The organism is Bartonella sp. TS82HLJMH, from assembly GCF_042193495.1.
Classification (GTDB): Bacteria; Pseudomonadota; Alphaproteobacteria; order Rhizobiales; family Rhizobiaceae; genus Bartonella; species Bartonella grahamii.
Genome location: NZ_JBHILU010000002.1, coordinates 13,082 through 39,252, shown reverse-complemented (window position 1 = coordinate 39,252; position 26,171 = coordinate 13,082). Strand labels below are relative to the sequence as shown.

The following is a 26,171-nucleotide window of genomic DNA, read 5'->3' as shown; positions in this document are numbered from 1 at the left end:
AAGATGCAAGCTTTAAAGACTTGCTTTCATGTTATAATTTGGTAACTACAGATAAACAGTGTATTGTAATGTATTGTTAAGAGCTCTTGAGGTGAAAATATGTCTCCAAATACTCGGCCTTTTCTTGCTGGAAATTGGAAAATGAATGGAACGAGTGAATCACTTGGAGAGTTGCGTGCTATTGCTACAGGCGTTAGCTCTGATCTCAGTCATCTTTTTGAGGCGCTTATTTGCGTTCCAGCAACGCTTTTATCTCGTGCTTCTGATATGCTGGATGGTGAAAATCTCCTTTTGGGAGGACAAAATTGTCATTTTGATGATCATGGTCCCTATACTGGAGATATTTCAGCTTTTATGCTTAAAGAAGCAGGAGCAAGTCATGTCATTATTGGGCATTCAGAACGTCGTACAGTGTATCAGGAAAATGATGCGATTGTTTGTGCCAAAGTGCAAGCTGCGTGGCGAGCAGGTCTTGTGGCTCTTGTGTGTATTGGTGAAACATTGAAGGAGCGTAATAATAATAAAGTGCTGGATATTCTCACGCAGCAGCTTGAAGAATCTTTACCAGATGATGCAACAGCAGAGAATACCATTATCGCTTATGAACCTGTTTGGGCGATAGGCACCGGCAATACAGCGACTCCAGAAGATATTGCAAAAGTACATCATTTCATTCGTGATAAGGTGCGTTCTCGTTTTGGTGATGAAGGCAATAAGATACGTCTGCTTTATGGTGGGTCCGTAAAGCCATCCAATGCATTTGAGCTTTTAAGCATTTCTCATGTTAATGGTGCTTTGATAGGTGGAGCAAGCTTAAAAGCGATTGATTTTTTAACTATTTGCGATGTTTGTCGTAAACTATAGTAGAGAAATTTGAGTTTCCCCTTGGATTATGTGTTATTTATGTGTAAATAGCTATGAAAGAGTTATTTGAAGAGCAGGATTTATGCAAACAGTACTTATAGTTATTCATTTGTTGATTGTGATTACTTTGGTTGGTGTTATATTAATCCAACCTTCAGAAGGTGGTGGGCTAGGTGTGAGTAATAGCTCAGGGTTGATGAAAACTCGTGGATCTCGAAATCCTTTAACACGTTTGACTGCTATTTTAGCCTGTTGTTTTTTTGTTGTGTCTATTGGGCTTACCGTGGTGGGTAATATATCAAATTCTAGTTCTGATATTTTAAAGCGTATACCGGTTAATTCAGAGCAGAATTCTACCAAGAAAGGCTCAGAATCAGTCCCATCATCAGATGGTGAGTCTTCCCCTTCTATTCTTGAACAGCTAGGAGGCAATTCGAATTCTCCGCAGGAACAGAAACAGTCCACAAATCCTGAAGCAGAAAGTCCAGTTCCACCGGTTCTTGAAAATACAGTTCCGGATAACAGTACAAAATAGTTTTTTAAGAAAATATAGACTTTATTAAAAAGGTGATTTTTTCACCTTTTTAATTTTAGAAGAAAAATTGTTTCTTTTTGCATTTTTTGCTGGAAAAATCATTATAAATTGCTTATCACCATAAGCCCATGGCACGTTATGTTTTTATTACTGGTGGTGTGGTTTCTTCCCTTGGAAAAGGCATCGCAGCGGCGGCGTTAGCAGCGTTATTACAGGCTCGTGGCTATCGTGTACGTCTTCGCAAACTTGATCCTTATTTAAATGTTGATCCAGGTACGATGTCACCTTATCAACATGGTGAAGTATTTGTGACCGATGATGGTGCAGAAACGGATCTTGATCTTGGTCATTATGAGCGTTTTACTGGGCGTTCTGCAAATAGCCAAGATAATATCACAACAGGGCGTATTTATCGCAATATCATTGAACGAGAGCGGCGTGGTGATTATTTGGGGGCAACAGTCCAAGTTATTCCTCATGTGACGGATGAAATTAAGAGATTCATTACGATGGGAAATGAAGAGTTTGATTTTGTTTTGTGTGAGATAGGTGGAACGGTTGGTGATATTGAAGCAATGCCTTTTCTAGAAGCGATTCGTCAGCTTCGCAATGAGCTACCAAGACAAAGTGTCATTTATGTCCATCTCACATTAATGCCTTATATACCTTCGGCAGGTGAATTAAAAACGAAACCAACACAACATTCTGTCAAAGAATTGCAAGCAATTGGTATTTCTCCTGATATTTTGCTTGTACGTGCAGATCGATCTATTCCAGAAACAGAACGGTGCAAATTATCACTTTTTTGTAATGTTCGCTCCAATGCAGTCATTCAGGCATTAGATATGCCAACAATTTATGATGTTCCTATGGCATATCATAAGGAGGGTTTGGACTCTGAAGTTCTTTGCGCTTTTGGAATCGATTCGGCACCTTCCCCTCAGATGGATCGTTGGGAAGATATTACGTATCGTATTCACCATCCTGAAGGAGAAGTTACGATTGCTGTTGTAGGAAAATATACGGGTTTAAAGGATGCTTATAAATCTCTTATTGAAGCGATTGCGCATGGTGGTTTAGCGAATAAAGTAAAAGTTAATATTGAGTGGATTGATTCAGAACTTTTTGAAAAAGAAGATTCTGTTTCAGCTTTACAAAAAGCCCATGGAATTTTGGTTCCAGGTGCTTTTGGGGCACGAGGGGCAGAAGGAAAGATTCGAGCAATTCAATTTGCACGAGAGCGTAAAGTTCCATTTTTAGGGATTTGTTTTGGGATGCAATTAGCTTGTATAGAAGCTGCGCGCAATATTGCACAAATTAAGAATGCTTCATCAAGTGAGTTTTGCGAAACAGAAAATCCAATTGTAGGTTTAATGACAGAATGGCTTAAAGGAGACGTTCTTGAAAAACGTACAAGAAATGGTGATCTCGGCGGATCAATGCGTCTTGGTGCTTTTGCTGCTGAATTAAAAGAAGAGAGTCATATTGCTCAAATTTATGGGATGACCAAGATTGTCGAGCGACATCGTCATCGTTATGAAGTCAATATTGATTATAAGGATAAGTTAGAACAGTGTGGTTTGATTTTTTCTGGGATGTCTCCTGATGGTATTTTACCAGAAACGATAGAATATGCAGATCATCCATGGTTTATTGGTGTTCAATATCATCCAGAATTAAAATCCCGTCCTTTTGATCCACATCCGCTTTTTTCTTCTTTTATTGAAGCCGCTGTAGAACAAAGTCGATTGGTTTAATGTATAAATTGGGTTACTTTGCTTTTGAGGGATAAAATGACTAAACAAAATGCCCGTGTGAAAGTTGGAAATATTATTTTTTCAAATGAGATGCCTCTTTCATTAATTGCAGGGCCGTGTCAGATGGAAAGTCGCGATCATGCTTTTGAAATGGCTGGTCGTATTAAAACAATTACCGATCAGCTTGGTATCGGGTTTGTTTATAAGTCGAGTTACGATAAAGCTAACCGAACTTCTTTAGGGGCGGCACGTGGTATTGGTCTTGAAAAGGCAATGGCTGTTTTTTCTGATTTAAAAAAGGAGTTTGATTGTCCCATATTAACTGATGTGCATACAGAAGAGCAATGTACAATTGTTTCTTCTACGGTTGATATTTTACAAATACCGGCTTTTTTATGTCGTCAAACAGATCTTTTGGTAGCAGCCGCCAAAACAGAATGTGTTATTAACATTAAAAAAGGTCAGTTTTTAGCGCCGTGGGACATGGAGAATGTTTTAAAAAAGGTTGTTTACAGTGGTAATCCGAATGTTATGCTTTGTGAGCGAGGCACGTCATTTGGTTACAACCGGCTTATTTCTGATATGCGTTCGTTGCCTATTTTACGTTCATTTGGTGCTCCTGTTATTTTTGATGCAACGCATTCAGTTCAAGAACCTGGTGGACAGGGTGCTTCATCTGGTGGACAGCGTCAATTTGTTGAAGTTTTAGCACGTGCGGCTGTTTCTATTGGGGTAGCAGGTATTTTTTTAGAAACGCATCAAGATCCAGATAATGCACCTTCTGATGGACCCAACATGGTTAAACTTGATAATTTAAAAAGATTGATTGAGACTTTAATGGAGTTTGATTATTTGTCAAAGAAGTTGAATTAAGAAGAGAAAAAATATTTTATTAATAGGGCATTAGAAATGAATCGAGACTTTTATTGGATAAGGAAACACATATGACTATAATTGTCGATATCATTGGACGTGAGGTTCTTGATAGCCGTGGTAATCCAACGGTAGAAGTTGATGTTCATTTGGAGAATGGAGCTTTTGGTCGTGCTCTGGTTCCATCGGGAGCTTCAACAGGAGCACACGAGGCTATAGAGCTTCGTGATGGTGGTTTGCGCTATCAAGGGAAAGGTGTTGAAAAAGCGATTGCTGCAGTTAATGGCGAAATTCTTGAAGAACTTGGTGGGCGGGATGCAATAAATCAAATCGCTATCGATCAAGCAATGATTGCTTTGGATGGAACGCCAAACAAAGCCCGTCTTGGTGCCAATGCACTTCTTGGTGTTTCATTAGCTGTTGCGAAAGCAGCTGCGGATTCATTAAATTTACCTTTGTATCGTTATATTGGTGGTACACAAGCGCATATTCTTCCAACCCCTATGATGAATATTATTAATGGTGGCGTTCATGCTGATAATTTGATTGATTTTCAGGAGTTTATGATTATTCCTATAGGAGCCCCTACTGTAAGAGAAGCTATCCGTTATGGCGCTGAGATTTTCCATGCGTTGAAAAAGCGTTTAAAAGATGCGGGTTATAATACCAATGTTGGTGATGAAGGTGGTTTTGCACCTCAATTTAAAAGTGCTGATCAAGTAATTGATTTTATTATGGAATCTATTACAACATGTGGCTACAAACCAGGGGAACAAATTGCCATTGGTTTAGACTGTGCTTCAACCGAATTTTATAAAAATGGTTCGTATTTTTATAAAGGTGAGGGGAAATGCCGTGACATCCAAGAGCAGGTAGATTATTTAGCGCAGCTTGTGAAAAATTATCCTATTATTACAATTGAAGATGGAATGGCTGAGGATGATTGGGAAGGTTGGAAGTTACTCACTGACACAATTGGAGAAAAATGTCAGCTTGTTGGCGATGATTTGTTTGTAACGAATTCAGCACGTTTGCGTGATGGCATCAAAATGGGGGTAGGCAATTCTATTCTCATAAAAGTTAATCAAATTGGTACATTGAGTGAAACACTTGATGCTGTAGAAGTAGCACATAAAGCAGGTTATCGTGCCATTATATCTCATCGTTCAGGCGAAACAGAGGATTCTTTTATTGCAGATCTTGCTGTTGCAACGAATTGTGGACAAATTAAAACAGGTTCTCTTGCACGTTCGGATAGATTAGCAAAATACAATCAACTTATTCGTATTGAAGAAATGCTAGGGGCCCAAGCGCGTTATGCTGGTGATTTATATCGTGTATAGTTGTGAGCACAAAATATGAAAGTATAAGATCATTTAGACTATGAAATTGAGATTTCTTATCAAAGGCATATACGCAATAATTTTTAAGTGTTTAAATTTATAGGGATTAAGATGAGAGGTATAATTATTAGTCAAGATCAAGGAACTTATCTCGTTTCGGGTGATGATGGTAAACGTTATCAGTTTGCGACTTGGGATTGGATGGGAAAGAATCCGCCAAGGATCGGTTATACTGTTGATTTTGTCTGTGAGGGGGGTGTTGTCAGTTCTGTTTTTCCATTGTTGAGACCAGGTACAGAGAACTCAAAGATAATGTTCGCACTCCTTTGTTGGTGTTCAGGTATCTTTGGTGTTCATCGCTTTATGGTTGGTAAAGTTCGGACTGGTGCTTTAATGCTGATTCTATCTTTATCATTGTTTGGATTGATAATTACCGGTATTTGGGCAATTGTTGATTTTATACTCATTCTTGGTGGAAGATTTACGGATAAAGACGGGAATCAGATTACAGATTTTTAAAAATTTATAATAAAAAGAAAATAATTAAGTTTACTTTTTATTTTGATCAATATAGTAAGCTGCATAATGCAAGATTGTTGTACTCTATTTCTTTAATGTGAGATATTAAGAGAAATATGCACAGTTGAATAAAAGTATTGAAAAAGACTGTGCTATTTTATGTGGGTAAAACAACGGTGTAAATCCACTAAGGTGTGTTTTGTATTGCTGCTTATAGCAGCAGAAAACATTAGCTCATTGGGGGGGAATCAAAACTATTTTAATTTCACGTTTATCACGGCTGCTACAAATTTTATTTACACCGTGAGGTTAATCAGCATATTATAAAAAGAAATAATCTCTTTATGAATAACACATGAGGAGAAGTTTTATAGGTGGTCGAGGATGAAAGGTAAGATTATTGGTCAGGATCAAGGAGATTATTTTGTTTCTGGGGCTGATGGTAAGCGTTATCAATTTACGAGTTGGGATTGGTTAGGAAAAAAACCACCAAAGGTAGGGGATACCGTTGATTTTGTATATGAAGATAATGTTGTTAAATCTGTTCTCCCTCTTTTGAGTAAATCGCAGTCAGAAAAATCAAGATTGGCGATAGCACTTGTTTGTTGGTTTTTTGGATGGTTGGGAATTCATCGCTTTATGGCTGGTAAAGTCGGAACGGGCATTGCAATGCTTCTTATAACGATAACAGGTATAGGGCTGTTAGTTACTATACCGTGGTCGTTTATCGATTTTATAGTTATTTTATCCGGATATTTTAGGGATGAAAACGGGGATAAAATTATAAATTGGTAGAAATTTTAGAATAATATAAAATGTAAAGAGCTAAGAATTTTCTTTACTTTTAATGTTGTCAATATATTAATTTAATAATGTAAATTATTTTAGTCTATGTCTTTAAATGTGAAATATTAAAGAAAATTATGAATATTTAAATAAAACTATTGAAAAAGACTGTACTATTTCATATGAAAAAAGCAAAGGTGCAAATCGAACAGCGTGCTTTGTATTACCACTTGTAATTGCGGGAATTTTAAGTTGTTGGGGGATTTTTAGCTTTTTAAATTGTCATATATCACGGTGAATACAGACTGTATTCATGCTGTGAGGTTTATTCAACATATTATCATATTAGAAGAAAAGCTTCTTTATGAATAACAATTTTATAGGTGGTGAAGATGAAAGGTAAGATTATTGGTCATGATCAAGGAGATTATTTCATTTCAGGGGCTGATGGTAAGCGCTATCAGTTTGCGAATTGGGATTGGTCAGGAAAAACGCCGCCGAAAGTTGGTGACGTCGTTGATTTTGTGTGTGAAGGGGATACCATTAAATCTATTTTCCCTATCTTGACTGAAGGTCAGTCACAGCAATCAAAAGTGACGTTAGCGGTCGTTTGTTTTTTTCTAGGTGGACTAGGAATTCATCGTTTTATGGTTGGTAAAGTTGGAACGGGCATTGCAATGCTTCTTATAAATATAATAAGTGTAATACTTATAATAAGTGTAATATTTATGCCGGTAGGGCTTATAGGAATTTTTTTGATAATTACACCTTGGGTATTGATTGATTTTATAGTCATTTTAACAGGAAATTTTAAAGACAAAGATGGGTATAAAATCACAAGTTAGTGGGATATCCAATATTTGTAATACAAAAAGTGGGGCATTCAGCTTACTTTGATTGTATTTAAGGGGGGGATAAATTGGTGATAACAAATTGTTTGCGTGTATAGATTTGGTAATGAGGTATTAATCAAAATCGTGCATAGTTGGGCAAAATATTAAAAAATTTGTGCTGTAAAGACTGTGCTATTTTATGTGGACAAAGCAGAAACGTCGATCAATCAAAGTGCGCTTTGTACTACCTCTTATGACGGTGGGAGTCTTAAGCTATTTCAGTTATCACATTTATCATGGTGAGTATGGATTGTATTCACGCAGTGAAGTTAATCAGCATATTAGCGAATTAGAAAAGGAGCTTCATAAAATAGAAGCTGAGCGGATATTCATGGAAAAGCGTATTTCTCTTTTACGCAATGGACATATAGAAAAAGATATGCTGGATGAGTATGTCCGAAAGAATTTGAACTTTTCTAAGCCAAATGAACTGACAATCTTAATACCTTGAAATGATACCAAAGGTAAATGAAAAATCGCTTAATTTAAACAACAATCAGCAATGATATTGTTTAAGCCGATTGATAAGGCTTGTAACTTTTGTTTGTAAAGGTTATTCCTAAATAATCATAAAAGGGAGTTTAATATGGCAGAACGATTTAAAAAAAATTCTGCGTCGGTAGCGCACACTACATTATCAAGCACCACAAAGAAAGCACCAATAGCAGATTTTACAAAAGAGGAAGAAATTGATGCTTATCGTGAAATGCTTTTAATACGCCGTTTTGAAGAAAAAGCAGGACAACTTTATGGTATGGGGCTTATTGGGGGATTTTGTCACCTTTATATTGGTCAGGAAGCCGTTGTTATAGGAACATTGAAAGCGGCAAAAGAAGGTGATCAGGTTATTACGTCTTACCGTGATCATGGTCATATGTTAGCCGTTGGGATGAGCCCACGTGGTGTCATGGCAGAATTAACGGGACGTCAAGGTGGCTTTTCCAAAGGGAAAGGTGGCTCGATGCATATGTTCTCTAAAGAAAAGAACTTTTATGGAGGACATGGTATTGTTGGTGCGCAGGTTCCAATTGGTTCAGGTTTGGCATTTTCGAATCAATATCTTGGTAAAGATAATGTAACATTGGTTTATTTTGGTGATGGTGCCGCAAATCAGGGGCAGGTTTACGAAAGTTTTAATATGGCTTCACTTTGGAAGCTTCCCGTTGTTTATATTATTGAAAATAATCAGTATGCTATGGGAACGTCAGTTTCACGTGCATCTGCAGAAACTGATTTTTCTCGCCGTGGTCTTTCTTTTGAAATTCCAGGTATTGTTGTTAACGGTATGGATATTCGATCAGTAAAAGGAGCTGCTGATGAAGCAATTTCTTGGGCACGCTCAGGTAAAGGGCCGATCATTCTTGATATGCAGACCTATCGCTATCGTGGTCATTCCATGTCTGATCCAGCAAAATATCGTTCAAAGGAAGAAGTCCAAAAAATAAAAGAGGAACACGATCCGATTGATCAAGTAAAAAGTCGGATTCTTAAGAAGAATTGGGCGAACGAAGATGATTTAAAGTCTATTGAGAAAGAGGTTCGTGCAATTGTTGCTGATGCGGCAGATTTTGCACAAAGTGATCAAGAGCCAGATGCTTCTGAGCTCTATACTGATATTTTAGTTTGATGCGAGGGAAGCAAGTATGTCTATTGATATTTTGATGCCGGCGCTTTCACCAACTATGGAAGAAGGTAAACTGTCTAAATGGCTCAAGAGAGAAGGTGATAAGGTTAGCTCTGGCGATGTTATTGCTGAAATTGAAACGGATAAGGCTACAATGGAAGTAGAGGCCGTTGATGAAGGTACTCTTGGTAAAATTTTTGTGCCTGAAGGTTCTGAAGGTGTAAAGGTTAACACTGTTATTGCGATTTTGTTAGAAGAAGGTGAGCGTGCTGAGGATATTTCGCAACCTACGGATATAACACAAAAAACCAAGGAATCTCCACTTTCTCTGCCTTTGTCAGTTCCGCAGGTACCTACTTTTGATACGTCTCCTGATTTTGATATTCCAGCGGGAACACAAATGGTTACAATGACAGTTCGTGAAGCGCTTAATCAGGCTTTAGCTGAAGAAATGCGGCGTGATGAAAAGGTTTTTCTCATGGGGGAAGAAGTCGCGCAATATCAAGGTGCCTATAAGGTTAGTCAGGGTTTATTGGAAGAATTCGGAGAGCGCCGCGTTATTGATACCCCAATTACAGAGCACGGCTTTGCTGGGTTGGCTGTTGGGGCTGCTTTTGGAGGGTTACGTCCCATTGTCGAGTTTATGACCTTTAATTTTGCGATGCAGGCGATGGATCAAATTATTAACTCCGCAGCAAAAACCCGTTATATGTCTGGTGGACAAATGACCGCTCCTATGGTTTTCCGAGGTCCCAATGGTGCGGCTGCCCGTGTTGGTGCTCAACATTCTCAATGCTATGCTGCATGGTATAGTCATGTACCAGGTCTGAAAGTTGTTATGCCTTATAGTGCTGCAGATGCAAAAGGTTTGCTGAAAGCTGCTATTCGTGATGATAATCCTGTTATTTTTCTTGAAAATGAGATTTTGTATGGGCATCAATTTGATGTCCCTCAACTGGATGATTTTGTTTTGCCTATTGGTAAGGCGCGTATTCATAAGTTTGGACAAGATGTGACGATTGTTGCGTGTGGAATTGGAATGCATTATGCCGTTCAAGCGTTGCCGGAAATTGAACAACTTGGTATTGATGTTGAATTGATTGATTTACGAACCATTCGCCCGATGGATCTTGCAACAATTCTTTCTTCAGTTAAAAAAACGGGTCGTTTGGTAACGATTGAAGAGGGATTTCCTCAGTCATCCGTGGGAACTGAAATAGCAACGCGTGTTATGCAGCAGGCTTTTGATTATCTTGATGCGCCAATTGCTACGATTTCTGGCAAAGATGTCCCGATGCCTTATGCTGCTAATCTTGAGAAGTTGGCTTTGCCTAATACTGCTGAGATTATTGAGGCCGTTAAGGCTGTGACATACAGAGCATGACGGAGGAAAGTATAATGCCCATTAAAATTACAATGCCAGCACTTTCCCCTACGATGGAAGAGGGAAATTTAACAAAATGGAATATTAAGGAGGGAGATAAGGTTTCCTCTGGTGATGTTATTGCTGAAATTGAGACGGATAAAGCGACAATGGAAGTCGAAGCCGTTGATGAAGGTAGGGTTGCCAAAATTGTGGTTCCTGCTGGAACACAAGGCGTTAAAGTAAATGCTTTAATTGTTGTTTTAGCAGAAGAAGGTGAAGATTTAGCTGAAGCTGCAAAAGTTTCAGAAGAAATCTCTTCTTCTACAAAACAAGAACCAGAGGGCGTAAAACAGACAGATTCTCTGAAACAGATGGACTCAAAGGGTACAAAAATGTCTCATGAATCATCAGCTCAGCAATTAATACAGCAAGATAAAAAGGAAGCGCGGCTTTTTGCCTCTCCCTTAGCGCGGCGATTAGCATCTCAGGAAGGTCTTGATTTATCCCTTATTTCTGGAAGTGGTCCGCATGGGCGTATTATCAAGCGCGATGTAGAAAAAGCTGTGAGTAGTGATATTGCTAAAGTGTCTTATTCATCACAAATAGCGGAGCTAGTAGCTACAGGTGCTTCTGACAAACAGATACTGAAACTCTTTAAAGAGGATGAATATATCTTCGCACCCCATAATAATATGCGTAAAACAATCGCAACACGTTTGATGGAATCAAAACAGAGAGTTCCACATTTCTATGTAACGGTAGATTGTGAACTTGATGCACTATTAGCACTGCGTACACAACTGAATGCTGCTGCACCAATGATTAAGAGGCAGGAAGAAACTCAGCCTACTTATAAGCTTTCTGTTAATGATATGGTGATCAAAGCTGTCGCACTTTCTTTGAAAGCTGTTCCTGATGCGAATGTCTCTTGGCTTGAAGGCGGAATGCTTCATCATAAACATTGTGATGTTGGGGTTGCTGTTTCTATTCCCAATGGATTAATTACGCCGATTATTCGCCATGCAGAGGAAAAGTCGTTATCACTTATTTCCAAAGAGATGAAGGATTTTGCAAAGCGTGCGCGTGAGAGAAAATTAAAAATGGAAGAATATCAGGGTGGAACAACAGCTGTATCAAATATGGGGATGTATGGTATAAAAAGTTTTTCGGCTATCCTTAATCCACCGCATGCGACGATTTTTGCGATTGGTGCAGGGGAGCAACGCGCCGTTGTTAAAAATGGTGCATTAGTTGTTGCGACAGTTATGTCAGTTACAATTTCTGCGGATCATCGTGCTGTCGATGGTGCTTTAGCCGCAGAGCTCGCGCGGACTTTTAAGAAGATGATTGAAAATCCATTAGCAATGTTGGTTTGAACTGTTTAACAGTTCTTCACGTAAATTGTGAGAGAGTGTGTTAAGAGAATAAAAACAAATTTAAGAGTTTGAAGAGCAATGTTATTGCTATTTCTGGTTTGGGTAAAGCATTTACGTGAAGCTTAAAGAAAAAGACATAAGATAATTCTGTGATATTGTTTTACAGTCTTAAGTTCAAAAAATGCATATCCGTTTTATATATATATCCATGGAGGAATTACTGTGGCAAATCTTTATGATGTAATTGTGATTGGATCAGGTCCAGGCGGATATGTAACCGCAATTCGTGCAGCACAATGTGGCTTTAAGACTGCGATTGTTGAACGTGAACATTTGGGAGGGATCTGTTTAAATTGGGGATGTATTCCAACAAAGGCCCTTCTACGTTCAGCGGAAATGAAACATTTTGCTGAACATGCAAAAAATTATGGACTAAAAATTAATGGCTCAATTGAGGCAAACATCAAAGATGTTGTGGCACGTTCACGCGGTGTTTCAGCACGTTTAAATGCTGGTGTTGATTTTTTAATGAAAAAAAACAAAATTGATATTATCTGGGGTGAAGCAAAGCTTACTAAAGAAGCGAAGGGAAGCCATCCTGCGGAAATTATGGTTTCTTCATCCTCCAAACCGATTATGCAACCGCAAAATCCAATCCCTAAAGGGACGTTAGGGGAGGGAACTTATCAAGCAAAGCATATCATTATTGCAACGGGTGCACGTCCTCGTGTCCTTCCTGGTATTGAGCCAGATGGAAAACTCATTTGGACTTATTTTGAAGCTATGATACCGCCAGCAATGCCAAAATCGCTTTTGGTTATAGGGTCTGGGGCTATTGGCATTGAATTTGCCTCTTTTTATCGTGATATGGGAGCTGAGGTAACTGTTGTTGAAATGATGTCTCACATCATGCCTGCTGAAGATATTGAAATTTCAACGTTTGCTTGTAAACAGTTAGAGAAAAAAGGTTTACGCATTCTTCGTCAAGCAAAAGTAACTAAGGTTAAAAAATCTTCTGATTCTGTGACTGTACATATTGATGCTCAAGGTAAAATAGAGTCAATGACTGTTGACCGGTTGATTTCCGCTGTTGGGGTGCAAGGTAATATTGAGAATCTTGGTTTAGAAGCTTTGGGAATAAAAACCAATCGCGGGTGCATTGTAACCGATGAATGGAGTTGGACGGGGGTGGAAGGCATTTATGCTATTGGTGATGTAGCAGGTCCTCCTATGTTGGCACATAAAGCAGAAGAAGAAGGTGTGATATGCATTGAACATCTTGCAGGTCTGAAGAGCGCTCATCCGCTTGATAAAAGAAAAATTCCAGGATGTACATATTGCACACCACAAGTTGCCTCTGTAGGGCTTTCAGAAGCAGCAGCAAAAGAAGCAGGTTATGATATACGTATTGGTCGTTATTCTTTTGCTGCGAATGGCAAGGCGATTGCTTTGGGTGAAGATCAGGGGTTAGTAAAAACGATTTTTGATAAAAAAACAGGACAGCTTCTTGGGGCCCATATGGTAGGGGCTGAGGTGACAGAATTGATACAGGGTTTTGTTATTGCCATGAATCTTGAAACAACAGAAGAAGAATTAATGCATACTGTCTTTCCACACCCGACTTTATCGGAAATGATGAAAGAAAGTGTATTGGATGCTTATGGTCAAGTTTTAAACGCTTGATGACTAGATTGTATGAAAGATTTATTATTTTTGATTGTTATTTCGTATTTATAAGGCAAAGGCTTAAATGGTTACGGTTGTTGATAGAGTTACAAATAGACATTTGCGTCATCCTGAAAAGGCGCATCGTCCTGATACAAGCGTTCAAAAAAAGCCAGATTGGATTCGTGTAAAAGCGCCAACATCACCAATTTATAAGGAAACACATAGTATTGTACGTACGCATAAGTTAGTGACTGTATGTGAAGAAGCTGGTTGCCCTAATATTGGCGAATGTTGGAGCCAGCGGCATGCTAGCTTTATGATTTTAGGTGAAATATGTACGCGTGCTTGTGCTTTTTGTAACGTTGCAACAGGTATTCCACTTGCCGTTGATGATAATGAGCCAGAACGTGTAGCCGATGCTGTTGCACGGATGGAATTAAAACATGTTGTCATTACATCTGTTGATCGTGATGATCTTGCTGATGGTGGTGCTGAGCATTTTGCAAAAGTTATTTATGCGATTCGTCAAAAAACTCCTAAAACAACAATTGAAGTTCTGACACCTGATTTTCGCCATAAGGATGGCGCTTTAGAAGTTGTTGTTGCTGCTAAGCCTGATGTTTTTAATCATAACTTAGAAACAGTTCCTTCTAAATATTTGAAGGTTCGTCCAGGGGCACGTTATTTTCATTCAATTCGTTTATTACAACGCGTTAAAGAACTTGATCCAACAATTTTTACAAAATCGGGAATTATGGTTGGTCTTGGGGAAGAGCGAAATGAAATTTTGCAATTGATGGATGATTTGCGCTCTGCTGATGTTGACTTTATGACGATTGGACAATATTTGCAGCCTACACGAAAACATCATCCAGTTGTTCGTTTTGTGCCTCCTGAAGAATTTGAGTCTTTTGCCAAGATTGGTAAAGTAAAAGGATTTTTACATATGGCCTCCAATCCTCTGACGCGTTCATCTCATCATGCTGGAGATGATTTTGCTATTTTGCAAAAAGCGCGTGATGAAAAATTTTCCTTACAGAGATAATTATGCCGATTTTTACAATACATCGGCAGATCACCCATAGTGCCAGTGAAATGTTTGATCTGGTTTCAGATATAGAGCGTTATCCTGAATTTTTACCAATGTGTGAGTCTTTAATAGTACGTTCTCGAAAAGAGTATGGGAAAAAAACATTGCTTCTTGCGGATATGACCGTTGGCTATAAGATTATCCATGAAACTTTTACGACTCAAGTATTTCTTCAGCCGGAAAAAAATCTTATAGAAGTTAAATATATTGATGGTCCATTCAAATATCTTGAAAATCGTTGGGACTTTCATGATATTAAAAATACCAATGCATGTAATGTAGAGTTTTTTATTGATTATGAATTTAAAAGTAAAACGCTTGGATTAGTGATGGGCTCAATGTTTGATATTGCGTTTCGTAAATTTACCGATGCTTTTGAGAAGCGTGCGCATCAGATTTATGGCTCTGCGATAACATAGTCTATTCTGTTATTTTTTAACAATACGTATTGCTTATAATAGCGTGAAGGTGAAAATCGGTTTCCATCTTTATTATTTGTTTTTAATTAAGCTTTTTCAGCTTTGAAAAGCATATGAAAGGAATATCATTTTAAATGATTAAGATGATGCTCAGCTTCACGCTTTTGTTTTCCTTTTTTAATAGAGGCCCATCCAAAAAAACGCCCAAATAGGACATGCTTGCGTCATATCCATTTCATAATAGCGCTCATAATAAATAGTATAGATCCTCGTAAAAGTATATAAATCCACATTTTTACACTTATGAAGAAGTTAGCCTGCACCATTTATTGCCATCTCTCAAGATGTTGCGCCAGCTCTTAGCATTTGAGAGAGGTACAAGTATCCCTTTCTTTAATCATTTTATTTATAAAGTTTTTTTCTTGTGGTGTGCAAGTGAATAAATTTGACTAATTGCAATTTCAAGTTGTGATGCAATAAATCATTTTTCCAAGATGTTGACGATTATAGACTCAATGTGGAATAGAGAGCTTTGAAATTAGTATGGGGAATTCAGTGAAGCAATTCCAGAATCATTTTAAAAACATTTTCAACAGTTGCATGGCGAACAACGTTGCGGTTAAGATGACCAAAGTGCATTTCTTTGTGCAGGGGGGAGTGATTTTTATAAGCAATTGCGCAATGCACAAGTCCGATAGGTTTATTAAGACACGCTCCTCCCGGTCCTGCAATCCCTGTTACAGCGACTGCAATTCCAGCTCGTGAATATTTTAATCCACCTTCTGCCATTGCAAGAGCAACTTCTTTTGAAACGGCACCGTACGTTTTTATAAGTTCAGCGCATACGCCAACAAGACGCGTTTTAGATTCATTTGAATAAACAACAAATCCACAATCAAGTACATCGGATGATCCTGCAATACTTGTAAGATTTGCAGCAATGAGTCCTCCCGTACAAGATTCAACAGTTGTTAAAAGCAAGCTCTTTTGACGACAAGCTGTAAGAACTGCGTGCGCTTGTTTTTCATACAAAGATGTCATTTGGGAATTCCTCCTGGATAAAGGACGCTTGCTGTTGCAAAAGCAGCAATGCCCTCTTCACGGCCAATAAATCCCAATTTTTCATTTGTTGTCGCTTTAATGGAGATTCGATTGGATGAGATTGTAAGAATATTCATAAGATTTTCTTTCATTTTATGCCGATAGGGGCCGATTTTAGGGTTTTCGGCGATCAGTGTGATATCAACATTGGCGATACGGCCGCCTGCTTGTTGAATAATATCAAGAGCATGACGGAGAAAAATTTCTGATGATGCATTTTTCCATTGAGGATCAGAGGGAGGGAAATGTGTGCCAATATCTCCAGCACCTCGCGTAGCGAGCAGGGCATCTGTTAGCGCATGAAGAGCAACATCCGCATCGGAGTGTCCATTTAATTTTTTATGAAAAGGGATTTTTATACCACATAAAATAAGAAAATCACCATCCTCGAAAGAGTGAACATCATAACCATTGCCGGTGCGGATATCAGGAAACATTTGCATTTTCTTTTGGAGATATAAATGTGCAGTATTAAAATCTTCCTGCCATGTAATTTTTATATTGTTAGGATCCCCAGGAACGGTGCGCATAGGAATTCCAAACCATTCAGCGATTGCGGAATCATCGGTAAATTCTTTTTTGCAAGCTTGTTTTGCTTGTTTATGGGCCGCTAAGATATGTTCAAAAGGAAAACACTGTGGAGTTTGTGCACTGTAAAGATGGGTACGAGGAATTGTTTCTAAAACATGCTGATTATTTACACGTTTAAGGGTATCAGAGATGGGAAGAACAGGAAGAATACCTTCTTGAGGCGTGATTGTGTTGTGAATGTTATCAAGAAGCTTGTTTTCGATAAAGGGGCGTGCACCATCATGAATATGCACATATTGGAGATTGAATTTTTTGAGTGCCTGAAGTCCATGTAAGGTAGAGATTTGACGTGTATTTCCTCCTTCAACGATAATAAGGCGCTCTTTAAAATCACCAATAGCTTGTTCACAGATTTGACGGTCTTCTGGATGAATAACAAGAATAATTGTTGTGATAGCTGGATGCTGCAAAAAACAATGCACGGTATGATAAATAATCGGCTTTTGTCCTAGAAGCCGATATTGTTTTGGAATTTTATGGGGAGAGCCTGCTCTTTCACCGCGTCCAGCGGCTAATATTATTGCTGCAATAGAAATACCTAATCTCCTTGTATTATAATCTTAGTTTGCCTTTTTGTCATTAATTTTAAAATGATTTTGAAAGGATGGTTGTTGTAGATCAGCAAGGGATATCACGGATAACACCTCAAAAAAAGCATTTAATGCTTTTTGAAGTGCGGTATTTAAACCACAAAAATCGATCAAGGGGCAAGTTGGTTCTGCAGTATCAAAACATTCTGCTAGGGAAAAGTTGTCTTCTGTTACTTTCACAACATCAGCGACTGAAATCTCTGTTGCGGGTTTCGCCAATCTAACTCCACCATTGCGTCCACGCACTGTTTGTATAAAACCTGCTTGAACAAGCAGCTGAAGGATTTTAAATAAAAAAAGTTCTGAAACGGCATATGCTTTAGCAATTTCTGGAACACGACTGAGAGTTCCCTGATTATCTGCACAATACATGAGCATTCGAAGAGCATAATTTGTTTGTTTTGTTAATCGCATCTCATTTCCTTCGTAAATTATCGTCGAACACAGTTTATTTTAAGATATTTTGCAAAATGTAGAAGTTCTTTCTCATTGACTATATTTGCCCTATTTTAAATGTAGTATTAGTATTGTCAATTTTTGCTACAAAAGTTTATATGAGAATAATGGGATAAAGGTATGTAAGCTCATGACGAATATAACATCTGTGACAAATCTTCAAGACATAGATAAAAATACTTATAACGATGAGTTGTATCGTTTAAGTAAGGTATATATTTTTTTAGGGATTACAATTATTGTATTGGCTTTACTTACGGCCTCTGTTTCATTTATTATTCTTATTGGACTAACCCCTGTTATTCCCAGTAGAACAGTAACCCTTATTCTTATAGGGATTAATAGTTTTTGGGTTTTAGGGCTTATTGTCATCGTTTTTTATGAGATGATTCCGATCATTCGTGCTTGGCGTTCAAGGCGTGCAGGATCGCGTCTTCATGTGCGCCTTATTTCATTGTTTGCACTTGTTGCGACAATGCCGGCTGTTGCTGTAGCTCTTGTATCGGGTCCAGCACTAAATTTAGGACTTGATCGATGGTTTGATACAACAACGCGGCAAATTGTGGGCTCTTCTATTGATTTAGCAAATGCTTATGCAGATGAAATGCTTCAAAATTTAAAAAATTTATCCTACGCGATGGCATTTGCACTTGATAACAAAAAACTCTTAGAACGTAATCCAGCTGAATATAGGATGCAATTGACGCGTCATGCTATAGGACGCAATTTGCGTGGTGCATTTTTGTTAAGTTCTAGCGGAGCTATTTTTATATCGAGTGCTCTTGGTGATGAAGATAAACTGCCAATTCCTCCTTCCAATCTTATTGAACGTGCAACCAGTGCGAGGCCTTTTTCTTTTCAACCAGGCGTGCATGATTATTTTGGTATTATTTTAAAATTTACCAACATTCCAAATACATTTTTATATTTGGTGCGTGACGTTGATAAAGGTGTTTTATCTGCTTTGCGTTTGACAGAAGTTAATACAGATCGTTATCGTGATTTAAATGAAAATCGCCTGCTGACGCAAATTGCATTTGGTATGCTTTATTTATGTCTTTTTTTTAGTTTATTTCTATCAGCTATTTGGGCCGCTATTGCTGTTGCTGATCGCTTAGTACGTCCTATTCGTCTTCTCATTAGTGCTGCTGATGATGTTGCTACTGGAAATATGGAAATTTTTGTGCCGGTACGCGCGAAGGATGGAGATATTGGGCAATTATCCAAAACTTTTAATTACATGGTCAGTGAATTAAAAAGTCGGCGCAATGAGTTGATTGCAGTGCGTGATCAAATTGATGAGAGACGGCGTTTTTCTGAAGCAGTGTTATCGGGTGTAACAGCAGGAGTAGCAGGTATAGATGATAATGGTGATATTACAATTATTAATCGGTCTATTGAAGCGATGTTTGATATTCGTTCTGAACACGTTGTTGGACAAAGTCTTTTATCTTTAAGTGCTGAAATTTGGCAGGTTTTTCAGTTTTCACGTTCATTGGATCGTAAAAATCATCGTGAGCAGGTTACTTTAAACGTTGCAGGAAAAGAGCGTGTCTGTAATGTTCAAGTTACGATGGAAGAGGATGATGGACAGGGGCAATCTTGGGTTCTAACAATTGATGATATTACAGACCTTGTTGCAGCACAACGTACAGCGGCGTGGGCGGATATTGCACGGCGTATTGCACACGAAATAAAAAATCCCCTCACACCCATTCAGTTATCCGCTGAACGCATTCGTAAACGTTATAACAAAGTTATTACACAAGATAGAGAGGTCTTTGAGCGGTGTATTGAGACAATTATTCGACAGGTTGGAGATATTGGGCGTATGGTTGATGAGTTTTCCTCTTTTGCACGTATGCCTAAACCACAAATGCATATTTTAGATATACGAGAATTGTTGCGCGAGGCATGTTTCTTGATAGAAGTGACACGACATGATATTCATTTTGAGCAAGATTTAGGAAGTCTACCACTTATGGGTGCATTTGATAACCGTCTCATTGTACAAGCTTTTTGCAATGTTATCAAAAACGCGAGCGAATCTATAGATTCAGTTATGCGAGAGGAAAATATTCACGGTCATATTCTTGTTCGTTCTTATCGTCAAGAGGAATGGGTGGTTGTGGATGTTGTTGATAATGGGAAAGGACTTCCTAAAGAGCAAAGACAAAAGTTATTAGAGCCCTATATAACAACGCGGGAAAAAGGAACAGGGCTCGGGTTAGCCATTGTGCGCAAAGTTATTGAAGATCACGGTGGTTCCATGGAGCTTCATGACGCACCGGAGAGTTTTTATGAAGGTCGTGGTGCGATGATCCGTTTGATATTTCCGGTGGATGGGGGTAAGCAGGGTAGTATTATACAAGCCATAAATCATAAGATAGGGGAATAGTATGGTATCAGATATCTTGATTGTTGATGATGAAGCAGATATTCGTGAGCTTGTTGCTGGTATTTTAGATGATGAAGGTTATGAAACGCGTGTTGCTTGTAATTCTGATGAAGCATTGGCTCAAATTAGTGAGCGTATTCCAAAGCTCATTTTTTTGGATATTTGGCTACAGGGCAGTCGTCTCGATGGTTTAGCACTGCTTGATGAAATTAAAACGCAATATCCAGCTCTTCCGGTCGTTATGATCTCTGGTCATGGTAATATTGAGACGGCTGTTTCCGCTATAAAACGAGGGGCATATGATTTCATTGAAAAACCTTTTAAAGCTGATAGACTTGTATTGGTTGCAGAGAGAACACTTGAAAACTCAAATTTAAAACGTGAGCTTTTAGAATTGCGAAAGCGTTCGAACGAGTCATTAGAGTTGCTCGGAAAATCGACAGTTGTAAAAAATTTGCGTCAAATCATAGAAAAAGTAGCACCAACCAATAGTCGCATCATGATAACAGGTCCTTCAGGGGCAGGAAAAGAGACTGTTGCACGAACTATTCATGCGCTCTCAACGCGTTCGAATGGGCCATTTGTTACAATAAATGCTGCAACGATCACTCCGGAAAGAATGGAAATAGAGCTGTTTGGCAGTGAAATGGAAGGAAGAGAGCGCAAGATTGGTGCCTTAGAGGAAGCTCATGGTGGTATATTATATCTTGATGAAATTGCTGACATGCCACGTGAGACTCAAGGTAAGATTCTTCGGGTGTTAACGGGGCAGACATTTGAAAGAGTCGGCGGCACAAAACGTGTTAAGGTGGATGTCCGTATTATTTCTTCGACAGCGCAAAATCTTGAAAACCTCATTTCCGATGGGCGCTTTAGAGAAGATCTTTTCCACCGTCTTTCCGTTGTTCCTATTGCTGTTCCGCCTCTTTCAGCGCGTCGTGAAGATATTCCAGAACTTGTACATCATTTTGTAAAAACAATATCACAGCAGGTTGGGATTAAACCGCGTGCAATCAGTGATGATGTGATTGCTATTTTGCAAACGCATGCTTGGCCGGGTAATGTGCGGCAATTACGTAATAATATTGAGCGTCTTCTTATTCTTGTGCGGGATGGTGATGGTCCTATAACAGCGGACTTTCTTCCCAGTGAAGTAAGTGATTCTTTGCCACGTCTTCAAATGGATTCAGATGAAAGTATAATGGATTTGCCGTTACGTGAAGCACGAGAATTGTTTGAAAAGAGATATTTAGTGGCACAGATTGGGCGTTTGGGTGGAAATATATCACGTACTGCTGAATTTATAGGCATGGAGCGTTCAGCTTTGCACCGTAAACTTAAAGCGCTTGGAGTTTCGTAGATTATGCGTGTTATTATTTGCGGAGCAGGACAGGTTGGTTATGGGATAGCAGAGCGTCTTGCTGCTGAAAATCACGATGTTACTGTTATTGATATTGAAACGAGATTAATTGAAAAGATTCGCGATACATTGGATGTGAGAGGTTTTGTTGGTCACGGCTCACGTCCTGAAGTTCTTTTGGCTGCAGATGCAGACAAAGCTGATATGTTGATTGCTGTCACTTTGTTTGATGAAGTCAATATGGTAGCTTGCCAAGTAGCACATTCATTATTTAATGTGCCCACAAAAATTGCTCGTATTCGTTCACAATCTTATTTAGAACCACGTTATAAGACGCTTTTTTCCAGAGAGAATATTCCCATTGATGTGGTTATTTCGCCAGAAGTTGAAGTTGGGGAAATGGTTTTGCGCCGTATTGCTTTACCTGGTGCAATAGATGTTCTTTATTTTTGTAATGATGATGTTGTTGCGCTAGCCTTGGAATGCATGGAAGATTGTCCAGTTATTAATACACCTTTGCGTCAATTAACAGAGCTTTTTCCAGATCTTCATACGACGGTTACCGCTATTAAACGTGGCGCGGAATTATTGGTTGCACATTCAGAAACGCAATTACGCGTTGGTGATATAACCTATCTTGTTGTTTCTCGTGAACAGATGCGTCGTGCTGTTGGGCTTTTTGGTCATAAAGAACAAGATGCCCATCGCATGATTATTGCAGGGGGCGGTCACATTGGTCTTTATGTTGCACAGGCTATTGAAAAGCGTTTCCATAAATTAAAATTGAAGATTATAGAATCGCATAGAGAAAGAGCTCTCACAATTGCCGATCAGCTTGAAAAAACAACAGTTTTATACGGTAACGTGTTAGATCCAGTGATTCTACAAGATGCGGGAATTGATCAGTCCGATTTAATGATTACATTGACCAATCAAGATCAGGTTAATCTCTTAAGCGCTATTATTGCTAAAAGATTGGGCTGCAAAGCCAATATGGTATTGATTAATAATGTTGCCTACCAAGAATTTAGTCGTGCCGTTGGTGTGGATGCATATCTTAATCCCCATAGCGTTACAATATCGAGAATTTTGCAACAAATGCGCCGTGGGCGTATTCGTTCTGTTCATTCAGTTTTTAATGGCCGAGCAGAAATTATTGAAGCTGAAGTGATGCAAACATCTTCATTGGTTGGTAAGTCATTATCAGAGCTCAATTTATCAGATGGTTTGAGAATTGGTGCAATTTATCGCAATAAGACAATAATACAGCTTTCGGCAGATACGCGCATTTTGTCTGGTGATAGAATAGTGATTTTTGCTCTTGCTGATAGGGTTCGTGATGTTGAACAACTCTTTCGCGTAAGTTTAGAATATTTTTGATATATTATCTATGGATATTTGTACTTTTTGGTATAGTGGACAATTAAGATTGGTGGATAGGCTTTGTTTGTCCTCAATGGTTAAAACTGGACAGCGCGTTAAGCTTTTTAGTTATGATAAAAAAATAGATAATCTCCCTGCCGGTGTTGAGTTGCATGAGGCCGAATCAATTTTACCACGCTCAGCAATTTATCGCCTTGATCCCGATTTTTCTGATGATAAACTAGGGTGTACAATTGTTCAGTTTTCGGATTTTTTTCGTGTTATGCTGATGAAATATCAACAAGGTGTTTGGTTAGATACAGATGTTTACCTTGTTAAACAATTTCATCCAGATGCGGATAAGGTTTGGTTGGCAAGAGAAAATAATACAAGAGTAGGCGTTTCTGCACTTTATTTTCCGCCTAATAATCCTATTATAAAAGTATTTGAAGATTATTGGGCAGGCACAGAAATTATTCCTCATTGGCTTGGGTTTAAGCGTCGTGTTTGGAGACCGTTCTGGTTAAAGAGGAAAAAAATACCGATTTTGCCGGGAACTCTTGGCGTTACGATATTTGGCAATGATGGTGTTTCGCGATTAGCAAAACGATATGGTTTTTTTCATGAAGCAAAGGAAAAGGAAACTTTTTATTATTGGACTGGGCGAAAAGCTGAACGTATTTTTGAACCAGCTTTTGGCGTAAAGCCGCTTACAGATTCACGCTTGATAGGCTTTCATATTCACAGAAAGACAAAGACCACGAAAAGACCTCGGGAAGGAAGTTTTTACCATTGGGCGGTATCTCGCATTCCTGATGTTCATCATTTGTTTAAGTAGAGTTATTATTGCTATTTTAACTATTGGGATTTTAATCTATCTTAAACAGCTCTTGATTGTAGCTTGCACAAGAGAGTAATGTTAACGTATGGATAAAAACATTGAATGTGTAAAGAGCGGTTGTTATATGAACGGAAAGTAGAAATATGAGTGATCCAATGAAAACAGCATTAAGCCTTGTTCCTATGGTTATTGAACAAACCAATCGTGGTGAACGGGCCTATGATATTTTTTCCCGTCTTTTAAAGGAGCGGATTATTTTTATTAATGGTCCTGTCGAAGATGGTATGGCAATGCTTGTTTGTGCACAATTGCTTTTCTTGGAAGCGGAAAATCCTAAAAAAGAAATTAGTCTTTATATTAATTCTCCAGGTGGTGTCGTAACATCTGGTATGGCTATTTATGATACTATGCAGTTTATTCGCCCTCCTGTTTCTACGCTTTGCATGGGGCAGGCGGCATCTATGGGGTCTTTATTGTTAACAGCTGGAGCAAAGGGTCATCGTTTTACATTGCCAAACGCACGTATTATGGTGCATCAACCATCCGGTGGTTTTCAAGGTCAAGCTTCAGATATTGAGCGACATGCGCAAGATATTATAAAGATGAAACGGCGTTTAAATGAAATTTATGTTCAACATACAGGTCAAGATTATGAGATTATTGAGAAAACTCTCGATCGCGATCATTTTATGACAGCAGAAGAAGCCAAAGCGTTTGGCTTAGTTGATGATGTTATACAATATCGTGCAGAAACTGAAAAAGAAGAAAAAGATTAAGAATTTTTATAGAAAAAACAGCTACTTTAAATCACAGAGTTTTATAAAAAATATCGCAAAATAAGAGAAACACCTAAAAATATTGAGACATGCATGGTTTTCTATATGTCTTTTAGTTTTCATGATGAAAAGCTTCCTTTGAAAAGGAAAAGTATTCATATATCGTGGTGAAAGGAAAGAAAAATGAGCAAAATTAGCAATAGCGGGAACGAATCAAAAAATACTCTCTATTGCTCGTTCTGCGGCAAGAGTCAGCATGAGGTGCGTAAGCTCATTGCGGGGCCTACTGTATTTATCTGTGATGAATGTGTAGAGCTTTGCATGGATATTATTCGGGAAGAAAATAAGTCTTCTGGGGTTAAGGTGCGTGATGGTGTTCCTACGCCACAGGAAATTATAACAGTTCTTGATGATTATGTTATTGGTCAGCAGCATGCAAAGCGTGTTCTTTCTGTTGCTGTTCATAATCATTATAAACGGTTGGCGCATCAGTCTAAAAGCAATGATATTGAGTTGGCTAAATCAAATATTCTTCTTGTTGGTCCAACGGGCTGTGGTAAAACTTATCTTGCACAAACATTAGCACGTATTATTGATGTGCCTTTTACGATGGCGGATGCGACCACTTTGACGGAAGCAGGCTATGTAGGTGAGGATGTAGAAAATATTATTTTGAAACTTCTTCAAGCAGCAGATTATAATGTTGAACGTGCACAACGTGGCATTGTTTATATTGATGAGGTCGATAAGATTTCTCGTAAAGCAGACAATCCTTCTATTACAAGAGATGTTTCGGGGGAAGGAGTTCAGCAAGCGTTATTAAAAATTATGGAAGGAACGATTGCTTCTGTTCCTCCTCAAGGTGGACGTAAGCATCCGCAACAAGAGTTTCTTCAGGTTGACACCACAAACATCTTATTCATTTGTGGAGGGGCTTTTGCAGGTTTAGAACGGATTATTTCAGGGCGTGGTGAAAAAACCTCTATTGGTTTTTCTGCGACCGTTAAGGCTCCTGATGAGCGTTGTGTCGGTGAAATTTTTCGCGATTTAGAGCCGGAAGATCTTATAAAATTTGGTTTAATACCAGAATTTATTGGGCGCCTTCCTATAGTCGCTACCTTAGAGGATTTAGATGTTAATGCCCTCATGCAAATTCTATCACAACCTAAAAATGCTTTAGTAAAGCAATATCAGCGTCTTTTTGAAATGGAGAATGTCGAGTTATCATTTCATGAAGATGCTTTACGTGTTATTGCGAAGAAAGCAATTGAACGTAAAACTGGTGCTCGTGGTTTACGTTCTATTATGGAGAAGATCCTTCTTGAGACGATGTTTGAGCTACCGGCTCTTGAAGGCGTTCAAAAAGTGGTTATTTCGAGTGATGTCGTTGATGGGAAAGCGCGTCCTCTTTATATTTACTCAGAACGTGCAGAAGATAAAGAAAATGTATCAGCATGATATTGTGCTAAGCACAATATGAAAGGTGGTAATGAACGGTATTTGATGGGTGTTTATAATAATATCATTATAATGCTTGATTTATGTATTAGTAATTACAACTTCATGTATTGTGAAGAGCTGAG

At 38.5% G+C, this 26,171-nt stretch carries 24 protein-coding genes; 21 read left to right on the top strand and 3 right to left on the bottom strand.

Translation table 11 applies throughout. The features are described from left to right. The first annotated feature begins 99 nt into the window (after window positions 1–99). The 15 genes from tpiA (at window position 100) to ACFIKO_RS01070 (ending at window position 15,113) form a co-directional block, all read left to right on the top strand. Complete coding sequence (tpiA, locus tag ACFIKO_RS01140) at window positions 100–864, top strand: triose-phosphate isomerase (protein WP_375619441.1); 765 nt, start codon at window positions 100–102, stop codon at window positions 862–864. An 82-nt stretch (window positions 865–946) separates the two neighbouring features. Then, window positions 947–1,399 (top strand): preprotein translocase subunit SecG, encoded by a 453-nt coding sequence (gene secG / locus ACFIKO_RS01135; protein WP_375619442.1) that lies wholly within the window; start codon window positions 947–949, stop codon window positions 1,397–1,399. Window positions 1,400–1,527: 128 nt separating this feature from the next. Then, window positions 1,528–3,156 (top strand): CTP synthase, encoded by a 1,629-nt coding sequence (locus ACFIKO_RS01130; RefSeq protein ID WP_375619443.1) that lies wholly within the window; start codon window positions 1,528–1,530, stop codon window positions 3,154–3,156. 36 nt (window positions 3,157–3,192) lie between these two features. Next, window positions 3,193–4,029 (top strand): 3-deoxy-8-phosphooctulonate synthase, encoded by an 837-nt coding sequence (gene kdsA / locus ACFIKO_RS01125; protein WP_375673080.1) that lies wholly within the window; start codon window positions 3,193–3,195, stop codon window positions 4,027–4,029. A gap of 71 nt (window positions 4,030–4,100) precedes the next feature. Further along, window positions 4,101–5,372, top strand: a complete 1,272-nt coding sequence (gene eno / locus ACFIKO_RS01120; protein WP_375673079.1) for a phosphopyruvate hydratase — start codon at window positions 4,101–4,103, stop codon at window positions 5,370–5,372. 111 nt (window positions 5,373–5,483) lie between these two features. Continuing rightward, entirely contained in the window at window positions 5,484–5,891 is a 408-nt protein-coding gene (locus ACFIKO_RS01115; protein ID WP_273788349.1) for a TM2 domain-containing protein, read from the top strand. Between the two features lie 384 nt (window positions 5,892–6,275). After that, window positions 6,276–6,686, top strand: coding sequence for a TM2 domain-containing protein (locus ACFIKO_RS01110; RefSeq protein WP_273788348.1), 411 nt, complete (start codon window positions 6,276–6,278; stop codon window positions 6,684–6,686). A gap of 383 nt (window positions 6,687–7,069) precedes the next feature. Beyond that, complete coding sequence (locus ACFIKO_RS01105; protein WP_375673078.1) at window positions 7,070–7,522, top strand: TM2 domain-containing protein; 453 nt, start codon at window positions 7,070–7,072, stop codon at window positions 7,520–7,522. A 187-nt stretch (window positions 7,523–7,709) separates the two neighbouring features. Next, the gene (locus ACFIKO_RS01100; protein WP_012754998.1) at window positions 7,710–8,021 is read left to right on the top strand and encodes a septum formation initiator family protein; all 312 of its coding nucleotides are present in this window, start codon (window positions 7,710–7,712) and stop codon (window positions 8,019–8,021) included. A 135-nt stretch (window positions 8,022–8,156) separates the two neighbouring features. Continuing rightward, complete coding sequence (gene pdhA, locus ACFIKO_RS01095; protein ID WP_375673077.1) at window positions 8,157–9,197, top strand: pyruvate dehydrogenase (acetyl-transferring) E1 component subunit alpha; 1,041 nt, start codon at window positions 8,157–8,159, stop codon at window positions 9,195–9,197. A 16-nt stretch (window positions 9,198–9,213) separates the two neighbouring features. Beyond that, a complete protein-coding gene (locus ACFIKO_RS01090; protein WP_375673076.1) occupies window positions 9,214–10,578 on the top strand; it encodes a pyruvate dehydrogenase complex E1 component subunit beta in 1,365 nt (454 codons plus the stop codon). Window positions 10,579–10,592: 14 nt separating this feature from the next. Further along, window positions 10,593–11,936, top strand: coding sequence for a pyruvate dehydrogenase complex dihydrolipoamide acetyltransferase (locus ACFIKO_RS01085; protein ID WP_375673075.1), 1,344 nt, complete (start codon window positions 10,593–10,595; stop codon window positions 11,934–11,936). A gap of 222 nt (window positions 11,937–12,158) precedes the next feature. Further along, window positions 12,159–13,619, top strand: coding sequence for a dihydrolipoyl dehydrogenase (lpdA, locus tag ACFIKO_RS01080; protein WP_375673074.1), 1,461 nt, complete (start codon window positions 12,159–12,161; stop codon window positions 13,617–13,619). A gap of 67 nt (window positions 13,620–13,686) precedes the next feature. Next, window positions 13,687–14,649 carry a lipoyl synthase gene (gene lipA, locus ACFIKO_RS01075; RefSeq protein ID WP_375619452.1) on the top strand — a complete coding sequence of 321 codons (963 nt, stop codon included), beginning with the start codon at window positions 13,687–13,689 and terminating at the stop codon, window positions 14,647–14,649. Between the two features lie 2 nt (window positions 14,650–14,651). Next, entirely contained in the window at window positions 14,652–15,113 is a 462-nt protein-coding gene (locus ACFIKO_RS01070; RefSeq protein WP_375619453.1) for a type II toxin-antitoxin system RatA family toxin, read from the top strand. A 552-nt stretch (window positions 15,114–15,665) separates the two neighbouring features. Here ACFIKO_RS01070 and ACFIKO_RS01065 read toward each other — a convergent pair. Genes ACFIKO_RS01065 through rirA form a run of 3 tightly spaced genes read right to left on the bottom strand, consistent with a single transcriptional unit; the run spans window position 15,666 to window position 17,809 of the window. After that, window positions 15,666–16,154 carry a CinA family protein gene (locus tag ACFIKO_RS01065; RefSeq protein ID WP_375673073.1) on the bottom strand — a complete coding sequence of 163 codons (489 nt, stop codon included), beginning with the start codon at window positions 16,152–16,154 and terminating at the stop codon, window positions 15,666–15,668. Then, the gene (locus ACFIKO_RS01060) at window positions 16,151–17,341 is read right to left on the bottom strand and encodes a bifunctional 2-C-methyl-D-erythritol 4-phosphate cytidylyltransferase/2-C-methyl-D-erythritol 2,4-cyclodiphosphate synthase (RefSeq protein ID WP_375673156.1); all 1,191 of its coding nucleotides are present in this window, start codon (window positions 17,339–17,341) and stop codon (window positions 16,151–16,153) included. The genes ACFIKO_RS01065 and ACFIKO_RS01060 overlap by 4 nt, the downstream gene beginning before the upstream one ends. Window positions 17,342–17,365: 24 nt before the next feature. Next, a complete protein-coding gene (gene rirA / locus ACFIKO_RS01055; RefSeq protein WP_375619455.1) occupies window positions 17,366–17,809 on the bottom strand; it encodes an iron-responsive transcriptional regulator RirA in 444 nt (147 codons plus the stop codon). Between the two features lie 172 nt (window positions 17,810–17,981). Here rirA and ACFIKO_RS01050 point away from each other — a divergent pair, with 172 nt between their 5' ends. From ACFIKO_RS01050 to clpX, 6 genes are all read left to right on the top strand, one after another. Further along, the gene (locus ACFIKO_RS01050) at window positions 17,982–20,249 is read left to right on the top strand and encodes an ATP-binding protein (protein WP_375673072.1); all 2,268 of its coding nucleotides are present in this window, start codon (window positions 17,982–17,984) and stop codon (window positions 20,247–20,249) included. A 1-nt stretch (window position 20,250) separates the two neighbouring features. Continuing rightward, window positions 20,251–21,609, top strand: a complete 1,359-nt coding sequence (locus ACFIKO_RS01045) for a sigma-54-dependent transcriptional regulator (RefSeq protein ID WP_375619457.1) — start codon at window positions 20,251–20,253, stop codon at window positions 21,607–21,609. 3 nt (window positions 21,610–21,612) lie between these two features. Then, on the top strand, window positions 21,613–22,989 hold the full coding sequence (gene trkA, locus ACFIKO_RS01040; RefSeq protein WP_375619458.1) for a Trk system potassium transporter TrkA: 1,377 nt from the start codon (window positions 21,613–21,615) through the stop codon (window positions 22,987–22,989). A 10-nt stretch (window positions 22,990–22,999) separates the two neighbouring features. Then, window positions 23,000–23,809 carry a hypothetical protein gene (locus ACFIKO_RS01035; protein ID WP_375619459.1) on the top strand — a complete coding sequence of 270 codons (810 nt, stop codon included), beginning with the start codon at window positions 23,000–23,002 and terminating at the stop codon, window positions 23,807–23,809. Between the two features lie 146 nt (window positions 23,810–23,955). Beyond that, window positions 23,956–24,588 (top strand): ATP-dependent Clp endopeptidase proteolytic subunit ClpP, encoded by a 633-nt coding sequence (gene clpP / locus ACFIKO_RS01030; RefSeq protein WP_375619460.1) that lies wholly within the window; start codon window positions 23,956–23,958, stop codon window positions 24,586–24,588. Window positions 24,589–24,771: 183 nt separating this feature from the next. Then, entirely contained in the window at window positions 24,772–26,046 is a 1,275-nt protein-coding gene (clpX, locus tag ACFIKO_RS01025) for an ATP-dependent Clp protease ATP-binding subunit ClpX (protein ID WP_012755013.1), read from the top strand. Window positions 26,047–26,171 lie beyond the last annotated feature (125 nt).

Bases quoted from the DNA above. Each gene is read 5' to 3' on its own strand.
- eno (WP_375673079.1), top strand. From the start codon at position 4,101: ATGACTATAATTGTCGATATCATTGGACGTGAGGTTCTTGATAGCCGT.
- ACFIKO_RS01130 (WP_375619443.1), top strand. From the start codon at position 1,528: ATGGCACGTTATGTTTTTATTACTGGTGGTGTGGTTTCTTCCCTTGGA.
- clpX (WP_012755013.1), top strand. From the start codon at position 24,772: ATGAGCAAAATTAGCAATAGCGGGAACGAATCAAAAAATACTCTCTAT.
- ACFIKO_RS01090 (WP_375673076.1), top strand. From the start codon at position 9,214: ATGTCTATTGATATTTTGATGCCGGCGCTTTCACCAACTATGGAAGAA.
- ACFIKO_RS01115 (WP_273788349.1), top strand. From the start codon at position 5,484: ATGAGAGGTATAATTATTAGTCAAGATCAAGGAACTTATCTCGTTTCG.
- ACFIKO_RS01085 (WP_375673075.1), top strand. From the start codon at position 10,593: ATGCCCATTAAAATTACAATGCCAGCACTTTCCCCTACGATGGAAGAG.
- pdhA (WP_375673077.1), top strand. From the start codon at position 8,157: ATGGCAGAACGATTTAAAAAAAATTCTGCGTCGGTAGCGCACACTACA.
- ACFIKO_RS01100 (WP_012754998.1), top strand. From the start codon at position 7,710: ATGTGGACAAAGCAGAAACGTCGATCAATCAAAGTGCGCTTTGTACTA.
- ACFIKO_RS01065 (WP_375673073.1), bottom strand. From the start codon at position 16,154: ATGACATCTTTGTATGAAAAACAAGCGCACGCAGTTCTTACAGCTTGT.
- ACFIKO_RS01105 (WP_375673078.1), top strand. From the start codon at position 7,070: ATGAAAGGTAAGATTATTGGTCATGATCAAGGAGATTATTTCATTTCA.
- kdsA (WP_375673080.1), top strand. From the start codon at position 3,193: ATGACTAAACAAAATGCCCGTGTGAAAGTTGGAAATATTATTTTTTCA.
- ACFIKO_RS01045 (WP_375619457.1), top strand. From the start codon at position 20,251: ATGGTATCAGATATCTTGATTGTTGATGATGAAGCAGATATTCGTGAG.
- trkA (WP_375619458.1), top strand. From the start codon at position 21,613: ATGCGTGTTATTATTTGCGGAGCAGGACAGGTTGGTTATGGGATAGCA.
- lipA (WP_375619452.1), top strand. From the start codon at position 13,687: ATGGTTACGGTTGTTGATAGAGTTACAAATAGACATTTGCGTCATCCT.
- ACFIKO_RS01110 (WP_273788348.1), top strand. From the start codon at position 6,276: ATGAAAGGTAAGATTATTGGTCAGGATCAAGGAGATTATTTTGTTTCT.
- clpP (WP_375619460.1), top strand. From the start codon at position 23,956: ATGAGTGATCCAATGAAAACAGCATTAAGCCTTGTTCCTATGGTTATT.
- rirA (WP_375619455.1), bottom strand. From the start codon at position 17,809: ATGCGATTAACAAAACAAACAAATTATGCTCTTCGAATGCTCATGTAT.
- ACFIKO_RS01035 (WP_375619459.1), top strand. From the start codon at position 23,000: ATGGATATTTGTACTTTTTGGTATAGTGGACAATTAAGATTGGTGGAT.
- tpiA (WP_375619441.1), top strand. From the start codon at position 100: ATGTCTCCAAATACTCGGCCTTTTCTTGCTGGAAATTGGAAAATGAAT.
- ACFIKO_RS01050 (WP_375673072.1), top strand. From the start codon at position 17,982: ATGACGAATATAACATCTGTGACAAATCTTCAAGACATAGATAAAAAT.
- ACFIKO_RS01070 (WP_375619453.1), top strand. From the start codon at position 14,652: ATGCCGATTTTTACAATACATCGGCAGATCACCCATAGTGCCAGTGAA.
- secG (WP_375619442.1), top strand. From the start codon at position 947: ATGCAAACAGTACTTATAGTTATTCATTTGTTGATTGTGATTACTTTG.